Origin of the sequence: Kocuria marina, assembly GCA_014652975.1 — a bacterium.
Lineage (GTDB): Bacteria > Actinomycetota > Actinomycetes > Actinomycetales > Micrococcaceae > Kocuria > Kocuria marina.
In genome coordinates this window covers 285,591-303,409 of record BMZV01000001.1, presented here as the reverse complement: position 1 = coordinate 303,409, position 17,819 = coordinate 285,591, and the positions used below count along the sequence as shown (strand labels likewise).

Below are 17,819 nucleotides of genomic sequence, written 5' to 3'. Positions count from 1 at the left end.
CGCACCCGGCTGGCATACTGGGTCCGACAACCCCGCCGCCCGGCACAGGCATCCCGGAGGGAGGATCGTGGCCCGTTCCCCCGCATCGGCCGACCCCGGGCGGACTCGTCCCGCATGGTTGCTACCCGTCCTCGTGGGAGCGTTCACGACCGCGGTGTACTGCGCGTTCTCCTGGAGCCAGTGGATCCGCTGGGACGTCCCCTCGTGGGACAACGCGATCTTCACGCAACTGCTCTCCGCGTACGCCTCCGGACACGCACCGATCGTGGACATCAAGGGCCACGGGTTCAATCTCCTGGGGGATCACTTCCACCCGCTGCTGATCGTCCTGGCACCGATTTACGCCGTGTTCCCCTCCGCACTCACCCTCATGATCCTGCAGGACGTCCTCTTCGGGAGCTCCGCCGCCGTCGTCACGCGGTGTGCCCTGCATGTCCTGCGCCCCGCCCCGGCCGTCGCGATCGGCGTGGCGTACGCGGCGAGCTTCGGACTGCAGAACGCGGTCGCGGTGCAGTTCCACGAGATCGCGCTCGCCGTGCCGCTGCTCGCGCTCGGTTTGTGCGCACTGCGGGAACGGCGGTGGCGCGCGGCCGCCCTGTGGAGCGTGCCCGTGGCCCTCGTCAAGGAAGACCTGGGGGTCACGGTCGCGGTGATCGGGGCGCTCATGCTCGGTCACGCGCTGGTCCCGTTCGCGCGTGGGTGGAGCCGTGCGGTACGACGCCGCTGGGCCGAGTTCCGCGCCTACACCCACCGCGGCGCAGGGCGCAGTGCCGTGCACGTGCACGGGACTGAGGATCGTGTCACCGCGGATGCCCGCCACGATGGGGACCGCGGCGCCGGACAGACATCGGCGGATCCCGCGAGAGCGGTCCTGCGGGATCCGGCCGCGCGGTGGGGCGCAACACTCATGGTGTGGGGCGTCCTGGCCTCCGCGCTCGCGGTGGGGGTGATCCTGCCCGCGCTCAACCCCGCGGGGGAGTTCGCGTACTCGGACAAGATCGACCTGGCACTCCTGCTGCGCGATCCCGCCTCCGTGGTCGTGTTGCAGGTCGTCCCGGTTGAGAAGCTTGTCACGTGGCTGCTCCTGCTGCTGATCGGCGCCGTGGTGGCGGTGCGCTCACCCCTCGCGCTGGTGGCGCTGCCCACGCTCGCGTGGCGCATGCTGTCCCCCAACCACGGCTACTGGGGGCCGGGGTGGCACTACAGCGCGGTGTTGATGCCCGTGGTCTTCGTGGCGCTCGTGGACGCCATCGATCGGCTCCGCAACGATGCGGATCGCGCGCAGAAGGCGGGGAGCGACGTCGTCGTCCGAGACGGCCCGGCGCGCCGAGGAACCGCGGGGGATCATGCCGGGAGCGGGGCCTCGAACGGACGCCTCACCCGTGACCGCTCACCGTTCCTCCCCGGCGAGGGTGCGGTGCTGCGCACCATGGCGCGCGCGGCCCCGTGGGCGGCGCTGGTCGTCGCGCTCGCGGTGGGCACCCAGCAACCGCTCGCGCAACTGGCCACCGCCGAGGCATGGCAACCCGATCCGCGTCACAACGCCAAGGCCGCCGCGGTGGAGCGCATCCCGCACGGGGCGAGCGTGGCCACGGACCTCTCGCTCATGAACGGGCTCGTGAGCACCACCCGCGTGCACTGGATCGGCAACGGGGACGATCCCGCCCCCGAGTACGTGGTCGTGGACCGGCTCGGCGGGACGTGGAGCGGCGAGCCACCGGCGGACGTCACGGGCTACGCGCGGGACATGTACGGGGTCGACTACACGGTCGTGAGTGACGAGGCGAACATCGTGGTGGCCCGCAGATCGGCCTAACATGGCCCGGCCGTGCGGTAGGCTAGTGGTTTATCATCCCGGTTTCTTGTCTGTCGTAACCGTTTCGCCGTAGCGGGCATGTCGGTCCAGGACTTCAGCGGTAGTACCGCGCGCACCGGTGACAATCACTCCATTCCACCGAAGCGAGGTTCTTCCGTGTCCACTGACTCCCTGTCCCAGAACGAAAATCCCCACAACGAGACCCCCGAGCACGAAACCCCCGAGCGCGACGCCGCTCCCGCCGTGACCGACGCCCCCGACAACCACGACGTCGTCGTCGACGCGCAGCGCACCGACAGCGGCGAGGCAACCGAGCCCGCCGACCAGCCTTCCGAGGCCGAGCAGCCCGCCCGGGACGACGACGCCGCCGAGCCGGCCGAGCAGCCCGTCGAGAACGACTCTGCCGAGAAGCGCGCCGAGAACAGCTCCACGGAGAAGCCCGCCGACGCCGAGAAGTCCGAACCGAACCTGCCTACGTTCGCCGAACTGGGCGTGGACGCGCGTGTGCTGGCGGCACTGGACGAGGTGGGCTACGAGTACCCCTCGCCCATCCAGGCCGCGACGATCCCCGCGCTGCTGAGCGGCCGCGACGTCGTCGGGCTCGCGCAGACCGGTACGGGCAAGACCGCCGCGTTCGCGGTGCCCGCACTGTCCAAGCTCGCGGAGCTGTCCGACCTGCACGGCCCGCAGCGCAGCACGCGCGTGCTGGTGCTCGCGCCGACCCGCGAACTCGCGCTGCAGGTCGCCGAGGCCTTCGGCTCCTACGCGACCCACCTGGACGACTTCACCGTGCTGCCCGTGTACGGCGGCTCCTCGTACGGTCCGCAGCTCGCGGGCCTCAAGCGCGGCGCGCAGGTGGTCGTGGGAACCCCGGGGCGCGTGATCGACCACCTGGCCAAGGGCTCGCTCAACCTGGACGACATCGCGTACGTGGTGTTGGACGAGGCGGACGAGATGCTGCGCATGGGCTTCTCCGAGGACGTCGAGAAGATCCTGGCGCAGACCCCCACGGAGAAACAGGTGGCTCTGTTCTCCGCCACTATGCCCAAGGCCATCCGCCGGATCGCGCAGCAGTACCTGCACGACCCCCAGGAGATCACGGTCAAGGCCAAGACCACCACGGGCAGCAACACCCGGCAGCGGTACATGCAGGTCATGGGCCCGCACAAGCTGGACGCGATGACCCGCGTGCTCGAGGTCGAGGACTACGACGGCGTGATCGTCTTCGTGCGTACCAAGGCCGCCACGGAGGAGATCGCGGACAAGCTCAAGGCCCGCGGCTACACCGCCGCCGCGATCAACGGTGACATCCCGCAAAACCTGCGCGAGCGCACCGTGGACTCGCTGCGCGACGGCAAGATCGACATCCTCGTGGCCACGGACGTTGCAGCCCGCGGTCTGGACGTCGAGCGGATCTCTTTGGTGGTCAACTACGACATCCCCCACGACACCGAGTCCTACGTGCACCGCATCGGCCGCACCGGCCGCGCGGGGCGTAAGGGTGAGGCCATCCTGTTCATGACCCCGCGCGAGAAGTACCTGCTGCGCGCGATCGAGAAGGCCACCCGCCAGCCCGTCGAACAGATGCGCGTGCCCTCCACGGACGAGGTCAACCAGACCCGCAAGGAGAACTTCGCGCAGCAGATCGAGGAGACCATCGACTCCGAGGACCTCTCGCTGTTCCGTGAGCTCGTGAAGCAATACGAGTCCGAGCACGACGTCGACGCCGTCGAGGTCGCCGCTGCGCTCGCCGTGATCGCCCAGAACGGCCGTCCGTTCCTCCTGGAGGACCTGCCCGAGCTGCCGCAGCGCAAGCGGGACCGCGAGCGCCGTGACGGCGACGGCCCCCGCAATCGCCGTTCCCCGGGGGACGAGGCGGGGATGAAGACCTACAAGCTGGCCGTGGGGCACCGCGATCGCGTAGTCCCCGGCGCCGTGGTGGGTGCCCTCACGCACGAGGGCGGTCTCAACGGTTCGCAGATCGGTGCGATCGACATCCGCCCCACGTTCACGCTTGTGGGTCTGCCCGAGAACCTCCCCGCGGGAACCCTCGACAAGCTGGCCAACACCCAGATCAACGGTTCGCCCATCCGGATCCAGGAGGATCGCGGACCCGGTGGCGCGCGCGGGGGCAAGCCCTTCCGCGGCGGTGACCGTGACCGTGGACCCCGCAACGACCGGGGCGGGTACCGCGGGGATCGGGGCCCGCGCAACGACCGCGGGGGATACCGTGAGGACCGGGGCGGCTATCAGGATCGCGGTGGGTACCGCGAGGATCGTGGCGGTTACCGCGACGATCGCGGCGGCGGCCGTTCCCATGGCGGGTCCTACCAGCAGGACCGGCCGCGTCGGAAGAACCGCCCGGACAACGGCGGCTACTCGGGTCGCTGATTTGTCGGTTCACTGCCTCACCGTGAGCCGCTGATTCGCGGATTCGCCGGTTCGCTGCGAGCCACTGAGCCGGCCGACTGAGCAGGACCGGCTCAGCCGGGATGGTCGCTGACGTGGTCGGTCATCGGCGTGGCCGGTGAGTGACAGCACAAAGGGCCGTGGCCGGGACGATCGTCCCGGCCACGGCCCTTTTCTGCTTCTCATGTTCCCGTGAGGTGTGAGGAGCGCTGACGCGTGCGGCTCAGGCCACCGTGATGATCTGCAGGTCCTGCCCCACGGTCACCGCGCCGTCGTAGCCGCGGCTGGCCAGCCGGTGCCACTCCACGGGATCGATGGTGCCGCCCGTGTTCTCGATGTGCGAGAGCACCATGTGGTCCACATGGGAGGCCTGCGCCACGGGTCCCATGTCCTCAACCATCACGTGGGCGGAGTGCGGGGGCATGATCTCGTTGACGGCCACGAGGGAGTCGTAGTCCCGGACGTCCTCGTCCCGCATGAAGATGTTGTTCGTGTAGGCGAACGCCCGCAGCAGGTGCGCGGTCATGGACTTGGTGCCCGGTGTGGGTTCCTCCGGGCTCGCGATCCCCACCGGCCGACCCCCGAACGGTTCCGGCAGACCGCCCGCGGGCCCGGGACCGTACACCGCGAGCTGGCCGGGGATAACGTCCCCGTTCTTTCGGCCTGTCGTGGACGCCATCATGAAGTAGTTGAAGTAGTCGGCCACGGGATCGGCATGCAGATGGGTCAGGAAGATCCCCCGCAGGGACGCGAAGCTCAGCCCCGCCTTGTGGAACTGGGGTACGCAGGCGCGTCCGCAATCGACCAGGTACGTGTGCCCGTCCACGATCGGTGCGGACGAGATCCCGGCGCGGTCCGCAGCCATGGGCGGGCCCGCCTTGGTCCCCACTTCTCGGGGTCACTCGTGACGCGGTGCGCGAGCTCCGCCTCGGTGATGCTGCAGTGGTGGTTCTCGTGCCTCAGCCGAAGAGCTACAGCCCCAGGGTCGGGCTCATGACCAACAGTCCCAGGGCCATGATCAGGCTCCTTCCGTGAGCAGTTCGCCCCGGGCGGGGGCGTTCTGCGCGTCGGGTGCATTCCTTGCGGGGGCGCCCAGGCTGCTGTGCAGCGCGGCGCGCAGTTCGGCGGTGGGATCCGCGAGGTCCTGTCCCGCACCGATGCCGTGGACGGCGATCTGCAGACCCAGTTCCTCGCCGACGACGCGAACGGCCTCGCGCCACGGCGCCCCGCCAATCCCGGTCAGCAGGGTGAACCGCCCGCGGCCCACCAGACCGATCGTGGAGACCCGGCGGCCGCCCTGGGTCAGTTCGAGCAGTTCGGTGCCGAACCGGATGCTCGCCCCGTGGCGCTCGCCGGCGGCCGCAGGATGGGCTCCAGATCGTGCTGGCCGATGTTGCACATGGACGAAGGGCTCGCGGTGTTGTACTCGACCCGCAGGTCGTCGCGCCCGCCCCACGCCTTGCGGCGCGCGATCTCGGTGCCCGGGAAGGACCTGGCCCACACGTTGTTGGCCATGAGCTCGTGGGAGGCCCCGGACCCGGTGGCCTTCGTGCGCTCCAACTAGCAGTTGCACGCGAGGATCGCCCGGATCAGTCCCAACGAACTGCTGCGTTCCATCTACCTGAGCCTGTTGGACGTCGTGGAGGTGCGCACCGCCTCGGTGCAGCCATCCCTGGAGATGCCCCCTGGACGAGTACATCCGTTTCCGCCTGGACCTGCACAGGGACCTCGTGGAAGCGGTCGGTCGGGCGGACGCCCCCGAGGCCCGCTGGCTCATCAAGGAGCACACCGTGGCGGGTGAATCGGCGCGGCTTGTGGGGTGAGGTGCTCGTTTTTGCGACCCGCTCATCTCCTGTTAGAGTATTCCGCGTTGCCCCGATAGCTCAGTGGTAGAGCGCCATCTTGGTAAGATGGAGGTCCCGGGATCGATTCCCGGTCGGGGCTCTCATGATGAGAACCTGCGGCTCTTTGCGAACCGTGGGTTTCATCCATGATGTGGCGGTGTAGCTCAGCTGGTTAGAGCGCACGACTCATAATCGTGAGGTCGACGGATCGAGCCCGTCCACCGCTACCGTTCAGGCGCCGTTCCCCTCGGGGAGCGGCGCCTTCGTCGTCCCCGGGCACAATTGGTCCGGGACAACCGGTCCCGCACCACCCGCTGCTGAGCAGTCCGGGAGCGGGCGACCTCCTCGCCGATCGCTGAGCCACCCGTCCGTCAGGTCGACTCGCGGACGAGCCCGATTCACCTCGCGGCCGCTTGGCCCTGTTCCACTCGAGGAACAGGGCGCCGCACTCCGGAGCAGCCTCCGGGGCGGGCGGGCACAATCGGACGTCGGAGGGGCGAGGCACCATGTCGGGTAGCGGATCAACGCTGGCACAGCGACCCACCGAGAAGGACGCGCAGTCGGGTCCCGAGAAGGACGAGCAGACACCCAACATCTTGGCGCGGCTGCCGGTCTCCGAGCGCACGCGCAACGTCCTCGAGTGGTTCCTGGTGACGTTCGGCATCTATGTCCTGATCACCGCGGTGGGGTGGATTGGTGACGGTTTCAGCGCCGCCACGGGTGGGCGCGCGGAGGAGCTGTTCAGTGTCGCCGAGAACCCGTTCGTTGGTCTGGCCATCGGCATCCTGGCCACCGTGCTCACGCAGTCCTCGTCCACGACCGCCTCGATCGTGGTGGGCATGGTCGCGGGTGGCCTGCCGCTGGGCACGGCCATCCTCATCCTGATGGGCGCCAACATCGGCACGACCATGACGGCGATCATCGCGGCGTTCGGTTTTTCCGGGATCGAGCGCACGGCCGGGATGACGGCGGCAACCGTGCACCTGCTCTACAACGTCTTCGCGATGGCCGTGATCATGGGCATCCTCCTCCTGCGGCCCATCCCCGTCAAAGCCGCCGCGTGGCTCGGGAACCTGGGCGCCGAGAACACGCTCTACGTGGTGATCTGGGTGCTCGGTGTGTTCGTCGCCATCCCGGGCGTGATGATCCTGCTGACCTCCGTCTTCTGATCGCGAGCCACATCGAGCGCCGAGGAGAGCGACCGCATGAACCCCGAACACCCGTCCACCTCGACGGACCAACGAGAACTGCTGCAACTGATCGCCGGCGCCGAGGAACGGGTGGCCCGGCTGCGAGAGGAGCTGGAGCGGCGTCGGCAATGGCGCGAGACGTCCCAGGAACGTGAGGCCCAGCACCGCGAGATCGACAGGCTGGCCACGTTGCTCGAAGAGGCCCGGGTCGATTGGCGGGCGGTGGGCGCGTTCGTACGCGGCGCGGTGCGTGAGCAGCGTGCCGGCAGGCCGTGGGGCGAGCGGGCGGACGACGCCGCGGACGGGGCGCCGCGAGCACCGACCGGGAAGCGGGGAAGAAGCGATGGCCGTGCGGGAATCGGGCACGAACGCGCAGATCTCGTCCGAGGGCAGCAACAACGGGTTCGAGAAGTTCTGCGCGGGTGAATCGGACATCAACAACGCCTCGACCCCCATCCCGGGCCCCGAGGACCCCGTGGACTTCCGCGCGGCGTGCGCGGACAACGGCGTGGAGTACGTGGAACTGCCCATTGCCCTGGACGCGATCGTGCTGATCGCCAACGAGCAGAACGAGGCCGTCCGGGACATCATGATGGCGGAGCTGCGGCGGATCTGGGAACCGGGATCCTCGGTGGACACGTGGTCGGACCTGCGGGAAGGCTGGCCCCACGAGCCCATGGACCTGTTCGGTCGCAACCAGGGGTCCGGGAGGTTCCTCGATTTCACCCAGAAGGTCAACGGGGAACCCGGGGCCATCCGCGAGGACTACGAGCACAGTGCGGACCTCGCGCAGGTCGCGCACTGGGCCGCCGAGGCACCGTACTCCCTGGCCTTCATGGGGGTCGACAACTACCTCGCGGCACCCGAGGGGGTCGCAACCGGATCACCACGCTGTCCGTGGACGGCGTGGCATCGGACCGGGAGTCCGTGGTCTCCGGGCGCTACCCGCTCGGCCGTGAACTCCACGTCGACGTTTCGCGCACCGCGCTCGAGGAGAACCCCGCGGTGGAGGACTACGTCCGTCACCTGCTGGACCACGGCCCCTCGATCGTGCCGCGGGCGTTCTTCTACCCGCTGTCCGAGGACGCCTACGCGCAGGCCCGGGCGCGGCTGGACGAGCGCGTGCACGGCCCCGGTAGTTCGTGCGGGCCCGCTCGCCCAGTACTCTGGGAGAAATTCTTCCCAGCGATCGAGGAGAGTCATGGCCATATCCGCCGACGTGGTGGGCAGGACCTACCCGTCCATCCCCCCGTACCTCGTGGGCCGCGAGAAGATCCGCGAGTTCGCGAGCGCCGTCCACGCCATGGACGCCGCCCACCACGACGTCGCCGCGGCGCGCGCTGCCGGGTACGCGGACCTCGTGGCCCCGCCCACCTTCGCGATCATTGTGTCCCAGCGGGCCGACGCCGCCCTGGTCAACGATCCCGAGGCCGGGATCGACTTCTCGCGCGTAGTGCACGCGGACCAGCGGTTCACGCATCACCGCCCCGTGGTCGCCGGGGACGAGCTGACCGCCGCGGTCACGGTGGACAACGTGCGTCCCCTGGGATCCGGGGCCATGGTGACCTCTCGCGTGGAGATCACCACGGTGTCGGGGGAGAAGGTGGCGACCACCGTGTCGTCGTTGTTGGTACGCGGGGAGGACCAGTGAACATCACGTTCGACGAGCTCGAGAAGGGTCAGTCCATCGGGGAGCGCCGCGTGGAGGTCTCGCGCGCGGACCTGGTGCGTTATGCGGGCGCGTCTGGTGACTTCAACCCGATCCACTGGAACCAGGATTTCGCGCAGGGCGTGGGCTTGCCCAACGTGATCGCCCACGGGATGTTCACCATGGGTGCGGCCGTGGCGCTGGTGACCGAGTGGGCTGGCGATCCCGGCGCCGTGGTGGACTACCAGACCCGGTTCAGCAAGCCCGTGGTGGTCCCCAACGCGTTCGAGGACCGCGTGGTCCCGGGCACCGCGCTGACCGTGAGCGGGGTGATCGGAGTCGTGGATCCCGAGGCGCGTACGGTGCGCGTGGACCTCACCGTGACCGCTCCGGACCTTTCCGAACCGGATACGGATCCAGCCGAGGCCAAGGAGCTCAAGGTGCTCGTCAAGGCTCAGGCGGTTGTGCAGTTCCCGCACTAGAGTGGTGCCTCATGAACGCACCACGCCTGTCCCACCTCACGACCACGGCCGTGGGGGGCCCCGCCGAGAAGGTCGTGGAGGTGACCACGGAAGCGGAACTCGTCGACGCGGTCTCCCACGCCGACGACGCCGGTGAGCGCGTGTTGATCGTGGGCGGCGGCTCCAACATCCTCGCCTCCGATCAGCCGTTCGCAGGAACCGTGGTGCACGTGGCCACGCGCGGGATCACGGTCACGGACGAGGACGGCTCGGCCGACCGCGACTCGGAGACGGCGCTCGTGGACGTCGCCGCGGGAGAGCCGTGGGAGGACACCGTTCGGGAGACGGTGCAGCGCGGGCTTGCCGGTCTGGAGACCCTGGCCGGGATCCCGGGCACCACGGGTGCCACGCCGGTGCAGAACGTGGGCGCGTACGGCGCGGAGGTCTCCCAGTGCATCGTGCGGGTGCGGGTGTGGGACCGGGAAGCCCGGAAGGAGCTCACGTTCGGTTTCGCGGACCTGGAATTCTCCTACCGTGACTCCCTGCTCAAACGCAGCATGACTCACGGTTCACCGCGCTACGTGGTGTTGTCCGTGACGTTCCGCCTGCGCAGGCAGGAGCAGTCGATGCCCGTGCGCTACGCCCAGTTGGCCGCCGCTCTCGGGGTCGAGACGGGCCAGAGCGCACCGCTCGCGACCGTGAGGGACACCGTGCTGCGACTGCGAGCGGGTAAGGGCATGGTCCTGGACCCCGAGGACAGGGACACGTTCAGCACTGGGTCCTTCTTCACCAATCCGGTGGTCCCGGAGGACGAACTCACGGATCGGATCCCCGCGGACGCCCCCCGCTACCCGGTCCTGGACGCCACGGGACAGGAAGTTCCCGGTGCGGTGAAATTCTCCGCGGCGTGGTTGATCGACCACGCCGGTTTCGGCAAGGGATTCGGGCTGCTGGGCACCCGAAACGAGCTGTTGGACCTGGACGGCGGGGAGGTCGCCGGAGGACGCGCGGCGCTGTCCGGCAAGCACACGCTGGCCATGACGAACCGGGGCACCGCTTCCGGGGAGGACGTCGCCGCCGTCGCGAGCACGGTACAGCGCGGCGTGGAACAGGTCTTCGGCGTACGACTGGCCCCCGAGCCCGTGCTGATCGGGCTGTCGCTCTGACGAGCGCGACCCATGGGACGAACGGAACAGTCGTGATGATCGGGGCGAGCGGCGCCGGCGCGTCGCACCACCTGAGTGGGACGCGCGCATGAGTTCCGAGCTGCACGAGGAGATCGAGCGCGGCGAACGCGGGGGCCGGGTGCACCGGGCGGTGCTGCGGCTGCGCGCGTGGTCCGAGCGCCACCCCGTGCTGCGGGTCCTGCACAAGGCCACCGTGATCGTGCTCGGCGGGGTGTTCGTGCTCGCGGGGATCGTGATGCTCGTGACGCCCGGGCCCGGGTGGCTTGCGATCTTCCTGGGGCTGGGGATCTGGAGCACCGAGTTCGAATGGGCCCACCGGCTGAATCAGCGGATCAAGCAAGTCGCGCTGCGTGCATGGCGGTGGTGGGCCAACATCATGGCGCAGTGGCGCTACCGGCGTGCCCGGGACAAGCCCCACACCATGGTGCAGGGGCCGCGGCACATGCGGGCCACGACCCCTGAAGATCCTCGCTAGGTCCGGGAACCCCATCGAACGCGCGGATCAACGCGCGCACCGAAACGCCCGGATCAGAACCTCATGATCAGAGGGTTCCCGTGGCGATCTTGAGCATGCGCCGCACGGGCTCCGCCGCGCCCCACAGCAACTGGTCGCCCACGGTGAACGCGGAGATGTACTGCGGTCCCATGGACATGGTACGGATACGCCCCACCGGGATCTGCAGGGACCCGGAGGCGGCCACCGGCGTGAGGTCCCGCATGGAGTCCTCCTTGGTATTGGGCACCACGGTGGCCCATTCGTTGTCCGCGTCCAGCAAGCGCTCGATCTCCGCGACGGGGACCTCCTCGCGCAGCTTGACGGTCAGCGCCTGGGAGTGGGAACGCATCGCGGCGATCCGCACGCACAACCCGTCCACCGGGATGGTCCGGTCCCCGGAGCGGCCCAGGATCTTGTTGGTCTCCGCCTCGGCCTTCCACTCCTCGCGGGACTGGCCGTTACCCAGATCGGCGTCGATCCAGGGGATCAGGGACCCGGACAGCGGGACCCCGAACTGGGTGGTGTCCAGCTCACCGCCGCGCTGCTTGGCGAGCACGGCGCGGTCGATCTCCAGGATCGCGGAGGCGGGATCCGCCAACGGGTCGGCGACGCTCGCGTGGATGTCCCCGAACTGCTGGATGACCTCGCGCATGTGGCGCGCACCGCCACCGGAAGCGGCCTGGTACGTCATGGACGTGGCCCATTCCACGAGCTCGTTGCGGAACAGCCCGCCCAGCCCCATGAGCATGCACGAGACGGTGCAGTTGCCTCCCACGAAGTCCTTGACGCCGCGGTCCAGGGCGGCGTCGATGACGTCCCGGTTGACGGGGTCCAGCACGATCACGGCGTCGTCGTTCATGCGCAGCGTGGAGGCGGCGTCGATCCAGATGCCGTCCCAGCCGTTCTTGCGCAGCTCACTGTGCACGGCCTTGGTGTAGTCCCCGCCCTGGGTCGTGACCAGGATGGGCAACGTGGAGAGTGCCTCGAGATCGTGGGCGTCCTGCAGCACACCAGGATCCCCGGCGCTCCCGACCGAGGGGGCCGGACCCCCCGCATTGGAGGTGGAGAAGAACACGGGATCGAGCTGGGCGAAATCGTTCTCGGCGCGCAGGCGGTCCATGAGCACGGAGCCCACCATGCCGCGCCATCCGATGAAACCTACGGCGGCGGGTTGTGAAGTCATGCGCCCCAGTCTAACGAGGCACCGTGTTCAGCCCCGAGTCCGCGGGTCCGGGGTGGTGGCCAGCAGCTCCCGGTAGGACGGGAAGCGACGCATGTAGTCCTGGATGTAACTGCACGTGACCCGGACCTTGAGGCCGCGCTGCCGGTAGTCGTCCAGCACGCGCGTGACCAGTGTCCGCGCGTATCCGCGGCGGCCGAAGGCCTCCGAGATGATCGTGTGCTGCAGGTCCACGGTGCCGTCCTCGAGCACCTCCACGCCCAGGAACCCGATGTACTGCTCCCCGTCCCACAATTCGTAACGTGAAGCGTCGTGGTTGGGGACCACCTTCAGGTCCGGGCTGTTGTTGATCTGCGGTGTGGGTTCAGTCGTCACGGCGGGGACCTCCATCTCGAGCTGTGTGTCCCATCACGCTATCCCATCGCCCCTGGTCACGGTCCCGGTCGCGGCACCGCGCGTGTATTCGTCGATCCGGTAACGGACCCCCTTGGCGGACTCGGCCCAGTCCGCGACCTCGCGCCGCGCCCACTCGTCGTCGAGGTGTGGGGCGTGGGTGTCGCCGGTGACGTCCAGCTCGATGGTGGTCACGAGCGCCCGGGTCAGGGGCAGCGGAGCGTACGCGGCGGCCTCGCGCCACACCCCCGGGCCGCCGATCACCCAGATCTCGCGCGCGGTCCCCGGCACGAGCGATGGCCCGTCCGAGGAGGCAGCGTCGGTGCGCGACGAGGTCCCGGCGGGCGCGGCGTCGTCGGCGCCGGGGGCCGGGGGCAGCAGGCGCAGCGCGAGGGCCACGGCGGCGTCGTACGAGTCCACGGCCCACACCCGCGAACCGTCCGCGGGCACCGAGTCCGGACGGGAGGTGATCACGATGTTGGGCCGGCCCGGCAGGGGCCGGAAACGCTCAGGGAAGGACTCCCACGTGCGCCGACCCATGATCACCGGGTGTCCCACGGTGGTGCGGGAGAAGAACCTCAGGTCCTCGGGCACGTGCCACGGGATGCTGCCGTCCGCCCCGATCACGCCGTCCGGGGACTGCGCCCAGATCCCGCCCACGGCGACGTTGCTCTCGCCGTTCGGGCGCCGCTCACTCTTTGCGGGAGCCACGATCGCGGCGAGCGCGTCCGAGCCTTGCCCGTTCACGACGTCCCCGTTCATACCGCCACCGGGGCCTTGATACCGGGGTGGTGCTGGTAGTCGAGCACCTCGAAGTCCTCGAACTCGTAGTCGAAGATCGACTCCGGGCGCCGGCGCAACTGCAACCGGGGGTACGGGTAGGGCTCACGCGCGAGCTGGGTGCGCACCTGCTCCAAATGGTTGGAGTAGATGTGGCAGTCACCCCCGGTCCACACGAACTCACCCGGGACCAGATCGCACTGCTGCGCGACCATCACGGTGAGCAGTGCGTAGGACGCGATGTTGAATGGCACGCCCAGGAACAGGTCCGCCGAACGCTGGTACAGCTGGCAGCTCAGGGCGTCCGGACCGTCCTCGCGCGGCTGCACGTAGAACTGGAATAGCGCGTGGCACGGGGGCAGCGCCATCCGGTCCACCTCCGCGGGGTTCCACGCGGTGACCATGTGCCGGCGCGAGTCCGGAGTGGTGCGGATGGACTCGACCACGCGGGCAATCTGGTCGATCGTCTCCCCGTGCCCGGCGGGCCAGCTGCGCCACTGCACGCCGTAGACGGGCCCCAGGTCCCCGTTCTCATCTGCCCACTCGTCCCAGATGCTCACCCCGCGCTCCTGCAGCCAGCGCACGTTGGAGGAGCCAGAGAGGAACCACAGCAGCTCGAGCGCCACCGAGCGGAAGTGCACGCGCTTGGTGGTCAGCAGGGGGAAGGAGCCGCCCAGGTCGTAGCGGATCTGGCGTCCGAAAACCGACAGCGTCCCCGTGCCGGTGCGGTCCGTCTTGGGGGTCCCGTTCTCGAGCACGTCCCGCAGGAGGTCCTCGTAGGGAGTGGGGATGGGCATGGGTCTCCTCTCACGACGCCGCTGCGGCGGCCTCCGCGCGGCGCGCACCTCACGAACGGTCGGGGCGCGCCCGGGTGGGGACAGCGGCGTCGGCGTGGGCATGAACGCGGGCCGGGGGCCCGGCGGTCGGGGTGGTGTCAGTCGTCGAACGGGGAAATGATCTCGAAGCCCACGGCGCGGGCGCTCTGCGAGGCCCGGGGCATGTGCAGCACGATCATCTGACCGGGGCTCAGGTACGGGTCCGCGTCCGGCAGTTGCGCTGCGAGCGCGGGCGGCAGGTGCTTGGCGAGCACCTTCAACACGGTGGGCAGCACGGGGCGGTGGGTGCACAGCACCACGGGACGCTCGGTGTCGAAGAGCTGCTCGGTGACCTGGGCCGCGCGCTTGGGATGGCGCTTGTGGGCGGCCTCCGTCAGCTGTGAGCGCTCCTTGACCTTGATCCCGTACTTCTTGGCGTAGGGCACCACGGTGGAGATGCAGCGCAACCACGGGGACGTCACCACGCGCGTCGGTTGCCACGCGGCGAGCAACCGGGTCACGGCGAGCGCCTGACGCTTGCCCGTGGCGGCGAGCGGGCGGTCCCCCTCGGCGCGCTGCCAGGAGGAACGCGGCTTGGCCTTGGCGTGGCGGATCACGATCACGGGGCGGGTGGCCAGGGAGGCCCGCGCGTACAGGCGGGCGAGTTCGTCCAGGGGAGCGGTGTCGTCCTCGTTGGTCAGGATCGAGCGGGCCCGGGCCACGGGCAACCAGCTCATCCGGTCCACCTCGTCGTCCTCCGGGGACGTGTGGGCGAACGGGGAGACCTCCGCGGCCCAGTAGCGCACGAGCTTGTCATGACCGCGGACGGTGTACTCGGTGTCCGCGAGGTGGACCCCCAGGGTGATGTGCAACCCCGTTTCCTCGCGCAGCTCGCGCACGGCCGTCTCCGGCAGCGTCTCGCCGTCGTCTTGCTTGCCCTTGGGCCAGGACCAGTCGTCGTAGCGGGGGCGGTGGATGACCAACACCTGGAGTTCGCCGTCCACCACCCGCCAGCACACACAGCCGGCGGCGAGGATGTCGTACTTACTCAGGGTCTTGTTCTTCGCCATGACCTGCTCTCCGTAGTCGGACGCTCGACTCGACCGCGCGGCGCGGGCGGGGTTCGGTAACGATCGTAGCCGTCTCAGCTGCGGTACATGACGTCCACGTGCCAGCGCTCGAAGCCCAGGGATTCGTACAGCGCCACGGCCGCGGGGTTGTCCGCGTCCACGTACAGCATGACCTCGTCCAGCCCCTGTTCGGCCAGGTGGTTGATGCCCGCCGCGGTCAGGGCGCGGCCGAGTCCGTGGCCCTGGTGGTCCGGGGCGATCCCCACGGCGTAGACCTCACCGATGGCCGCGGCGTCCCCCGAGGCCGGGTGCACCTTGGTCCAGTGGAAGCCCGCGACGTCATCCGGGTCGTCCGCGGCGACCGCGAGCAGGAAACCCCGGGGATCGAACCACGACTCGTTCTCGCGTTCCTGCAGATCGGCGAGCGTCATGCGGCCCTGTTCGGGGTGCTCGGCGAACGCCGCGGCGTTGACCCGCAACCACGACTGCTCGTCCCGGCCCACCTCGAACGCCCGGATCTCGAGATGTTCCGGTAGGTCCACGGGCAGGGGGACGTCCTCGGCGCCGGCCACGGCGCGCTTGAGCTGGTAGAGGTCCCGCACGGCCTCGAGACCGTGGAGCTCGGCGAGGCGTTGCGCGGCCACGTGGTTGCCGTGGGCCCAGGCCTCCACGGTGCCGTCCAGCTGAGCGCGCAGCTGCCCCGCGATCGCCGTGGCCACACCCCGGTTGCGGTGCTCGGGGTCCACCACGAGCTCCACCGTGTACGTGGACGCGCGATCCGGCTGCGGCACGACCACCGCGGCACCCACGAGGCGCTCGCCGTCGGTGGCCGCGACGCACGTGACCCCCGCACGGCCGGAGCGCACGTCCACGAGGGTCTGGTCGGAGAACGGCGGTTCGCCGTCCGCGGCGTGGGCGCGCTCGGCGAGCGCCACGAGATCGTCGGGGAACGGGATGTCGTCGTGGGCGGTCACGGTCACGGACATGGGATGCCTCCTCGGTGGGTCATGGCGCGCGATCAGGGCGTCTGGTCCCTGCCCGCGGTGTAGCTGTACCCCACGTTACGCACCGTGGTGATCAGGTGCTCGTGATCCGCACCCAGTTTGGCTCGCAGCCGACGGATGTGGACGTCCACCGTGCGCGTCCCGCCGTAGTAGTCGTAGCCCCACACCTCGGAGAGCAACTGGTGGCGCGTGAACACCCTGCCCGCGTGCTGGGCCAGGAACTTCAACAGCTCGAATTCCTTGAACGTGAGGTTCAGGGCCCGCCCGCCCAGTTTCACGGTGTAGGAGTTCTCGTCGATCACCACGGCCCCGGCGCGGATCACGGCGTCGTCGTTCTCGAGCGCGTTCGTCCCGGCGTCGGCGAGCGCGAGGCGCAACCGCGCCTCGATCTCGGCGGGTCCCGCGGTGTGCAGCAGGACGTCGCTCACGCACCATGACGGCGCCACGGCCGCCATCCCGCCTTCGGTCACCGTCACGAGCACGGGCAGCGGGCGTTCGAGCCCGGACAGGGAGACGGCAGTGTTGCGCGCCGTCACGAGGTTGCGGGTGCCGTCCACGATCACCACGTCCGGGCGCGCGGACCCGGTCAGTCCACTGCTCTCGTCCGGGGCGTGCACCCGCACCCGGTGCGGCAGCAGCTCGAGCGCGGGCAGCGCGGACTCCACGGCGGGGGAGGCGGTGCTGAGCAGGGCGATGTGGGTCACTGTGGGATCCGCTCGGACGCGAGGTGACCGCTCCCGCGCGGGCACGGCCGATGACCGGGCCAGTATAGGCGGGCCCCGTGGACGTGCGGGGGTACACGTGACCCGCCGCGAGGCCCGCGCCGGTTACGCTGAAACGGGTACGCACCACACCGCCCGCACTCGGCCCCGAAGGAACCCCGCCATGAAGTACGCGCGCATCATCGTCGCCGCCGTGGTGGCGCTCGTCCTCGCGCTCACGGCGGGCGTGATCGGCTCGTGGGCGCCGCTGCTCGTGTCCGTGGCCATGGCCGTGACGATCGGTGTGGGGTGGCCCGCCGCCGCGGGGATCCAGGCGCGGCGCCGGCACAACGTGCTCATCGCGGTGGCCGGCACCCTCGCGTGCCTGCTCGTACAACTCGTCCCGTCCCAGCGCCTCGTGTGGTTGCCCGCGATCATCGGTGTGTCCTTCATGGCCGTGTGCGTGGCCGAACTCGTGCGGGGGGAGGGTGCCAAGTACCGTCTGGAATCCGCGCTGGCCTCCGCGACGGGGGTCCTGGCCGCGGTTGCCGCCTCGGGGTGGATTGCGTTCTCCCGCGTGGCCCACGACCAGGGACTGAGCAGGTGGCTCACCGTCGCGGGCGTGGGCGCCCCGCTGACCATCATCCTGGTGGTCGCCGGTGCCCGCGTGATCTCCGCGGCCCCCGAGAACCTGCGCCGCAGGGGCATGATCACGCTCGGTGTCACACCCGTGGCACTGTTCGGTATGGTGGCCGTTTTCGCGACCCAGCTACTGGCCGCCGTGGTAGCGTGAAGCCATGCTTGCTCTCGAAATCTTCTACCTCG

General features: G+C 69.6%; 19 protein-coding genes, 2 tRNA genes and 1 pseudogene. 13 read left to right on the top strand and 9 right to left on the bottom strand.

Going from position 1 to position 17,819, the window contains the following annotated elements; all coding sequences use genetic code 11:
- Positions 1-67: 67 nt before the first annotated feature.
- Together IE157_RS01505 and IE157_RS01500 are read left to right on the top strand one after the other, a co-directional pair.
- On the top strand, positions 68-1,816 hold the full coding sequence (locus tag IE157_RS01505; RefSeq protein WP_318281246.1) for a DUF2079 domain-containing protein: 1,749 nt from the start codon (positions 68-70) through the stop codon (positions 1,814-1,816).
- Positions 1,817-1,894: 78 nt separating this feature from the next.
- Positions 1,895-4,207, top strand: a complete 2,313-nt coding sequence (locus tag IE157_RS01500; protein ID WP_404820543.1) for a DEAD/DEAH box helicase — start codon at positions 1,895-1,897, stop codon at positions 4,205-4,207.
- Positions 4,208-4,448: 241 nt separating this feature from the next.
- Here IE157_RS01500 and IE157_RS01495 read toward each other — a convergent pair whose 3' ends face one another.
- Positions 4,449-5,090, bottom strand: a complete 642-nt coding sequence (locus IE157_RS01495; protein WP_193518917.1) for an MBL fold metallo-hydrolase — start codon at positions 5,088-5,090, stop codon at positions 4,449-4,451.
- A gap of 153 nt (positions 5,091-5,243) precedes the next feature.
- Positions 5,244-5,624, bottom strand: coding sequence for a hypothetical protein (locus IE157_RS01490; protein ID WP_193518916.1), 381 nt, complete (start codon positions 5,622-5,624; stop codon positions 5,244-5,246).
- Here IE157_RS01490 and IE157_RS01485 point away from each other — a divergent pair, their 5' ends adjacent.
- The 10 genes and pseudogenes from IE157_RS01485 (at position 5,625) to IE157_RS01450 (ending at position 11,030) form a co-directional block, all read left to right on the top strand.
- Complete coding sequence (locus IE157_RS01485; protein ID WP_193518915.1) at positions 5,625-5,789, top strand: hypothetical protein; 165 nt, start codon at positions 5,625-5,627, stop codon at positions 5,787-5,789. It begins immediately after the preceding gene.
- Positions 5,790-6,097: 308 nt separating this feature from the next.
- A tRNA-Thr gene (locus IE157_RS01480) sits at positions 6,098-6,169 on the top strand.
- A 53-nt stretch (positions 6,170-6,222) separates the two neighbouring features.
- Positions 6,223-6,296 (top strand) — tRNA-Met (locus IE157_RS01475).
- Positions 6,297-6,575: 279 nt separating this feature from the next.
- A complete protein-coding gene (locus tag IE157_RS01470) occupies positions 6,576-7,238 on the top strand; it encodes a Na/Pi cotransporter family protein (protein WP_193518914.1) in 663 nt (220 codons plus the stop codon).
- Between the two features lie 36 nt (positions 7,239-7,274).
- Positions 7,275-7,685 (top strand): hypothetical protein, encoded by a 411-nt coding sequence (locus IE157_RS13045; protein ID WP_143470095.1) that lies wholly within the window; start codon positions 7,275-7,277, stop codon positions 7,683-7,685.
- Positions 7,603-8,031, top strand: a pseudogene (locus IE157_RS12760) (substrate-binding domain-containing protein); the annotation flags it as partial. The gene IE157_RS13045 and the pseudogene IE157_RS12760, both read left to right, overlap by 83 nt.
- 429 nt (positions 8,032-8,460) lie before the next feature.
- The gene (locus tag IE157_RS12755; RefSeq protein ID WP_318281328.1) at positions 8,461-8,910 is read left to right on the top strand and encodes an FAS1-like dehydratase domain-containing protein; all 450 of its coding nucleotides are present in this window, start codon (positions 8,461-8,463) and stop codon (positions 8,908-8,910) included.
- Positions 8,907-9,389, top strand: a complete 483-nt coding sequence (locus IE157_RS01460; protein ID WP_098055971.1) for a MaoC family dehydratase — start codon at positions 8,907-8,909, stop codon at positions 9,387-9,389. The genes IE157_RS12755 and IE157_RS01460 overlap by 4 nt, the downstream gene beginning before the upstream one ends.
- Positions 9,390-9,400: 11 nt before the next feature.
- Positions 9,401-10,534: a UDP-N-acetylmuramate dehydrogenase gene (locus IE157_RS01455; RefSeq protein ID WP_193518912.1), complete on the top strand. Its 1,134-nt coding sequence runs from the start codon at positions 9,401-9,403 to the stop codon at positions 10,532-10,534.
- A gap of 88 nt (positions 10,535-10,622) precedes the next feature.
- Positions 10,623-11,030, top strand: coding sequence for a PGPGW domain-containing protein (locus tag IE157_RS01450; RefSeq protein WP_193518911.1), 408 nt, complete (start codon positions 10,623-10,625; stop codon positions 11,028-11,030).
- Between the two features lie 67 nt (positions 11,031-11,097).
- Here the strand turns inward: IE157_RS01450 and asd are convergent, their stop codons facing one another.
- The 7 genes from asd to IE157_RS01415 form a co-directional block, all read right to left on the bottom strand.
- Complete coding sequence (asd, locus tag IE157_RS01445) at positions 11,098-12,234, bottom strand: aspartate-semialdehyde dehydrogenase (RefSeq protein ID WP_193518910.1); 1,137 nt, start codon at positions 12,232-12,234, stop codon at positions 11,098-11,100.
- A 27-nt stretch (positions 12,235-12,261) separates the two neighbouring features.
- Positions 12,262-12,606: a GNAT family N-acetyltransferase gene (locus IE157_RS01440; protein ID WP_082943131.1), complete on the bottom strand. Its 345-nt coding sequence runs from the start codon at positions 12,604-12,606 to the stop codon at positions 12,262-12,264.
- 33 nt (positions 12,607-12,639) lie between these two features.
- Positions 12,640-13,386, bottom strand: coding sequence for a dihydrofolate reductase (locus IE157_RS01435; RefSeq protein WP_193518909.1), 747 nt, complete (start codon positions 13,384-13,386; stop codon positions 12,640-12,642).
- Complete coding sequence (locus IE157_RS01430; protein ID WP_144998286.1) at positions 13,383-14,201, bottom strand: thymidylate synthase; 819 nt, start codon at positions 14,199-14,201, stop codon at positions 13,383-13,385. The genes IE157_RS01435 and IE157_RS01430 overlap by 4 nt, the downstream gene beginning before the upstream one ends.
- A gap of 137 nt (positions 14,202-14,338) precedes the next feature.
- Positions 14,339-15,289 carry an NUDIX hydrolase gene (locus IE157_RS01425; protein WP_167318168.1) on the bottom strand — a complete coding sequence of 317 codons (951 nt, stop codon included), beginning with the start codon at positions 15,287-15,289 and terminating at the stop codon, positions 14,339-14,341.
- Positions 15,290-15,363: 74 nt separating this feature from the next.
- The gene (gene mshD, locus IE157_RS01420; RefSeq protein ID WP_085108431.1) at positions 15,364-16,275 is read right to left on the bottom strand and encodes a mycothiol synthase; all 912 of its coding nucleotides are present in this window, start codon (positions 16,273-16,275) and stop codon (positions 15,364-15,366) included.
- A 32-nt stretch (positions 16,276-16,307) separates the two neighbouring features.
- Complete coding sequence (locus IE157_RS01415; RefSeq protein ID WP_193518908.1) at positions 16,308-16,997, bottom strand: winged helix-turn-helix transcriptional regulator; 690 nt, start codon at positions 16,995-16,997, stop codon at positions 16,308-16,310.
- A gap of 181 nt (positions 16,998-17,178) precedes the next feature.
- Here IE157_RS01415 and IE157_RS01410 point away from each other — a divergent pair, with 181 nt between their 5' ends.
- On the top strand, positions 17,179-17,787 hold the full coding sequence (locus tag IE157_RS01410) for a hypothetical protein (protein WP_035959995.1): 609 nt from the start codon (positions 17,179-17,181) through the stop codon (positions 17,785-17,787).
- Positions 17,788-17,819: the final 32 nt, after the last annotated feature.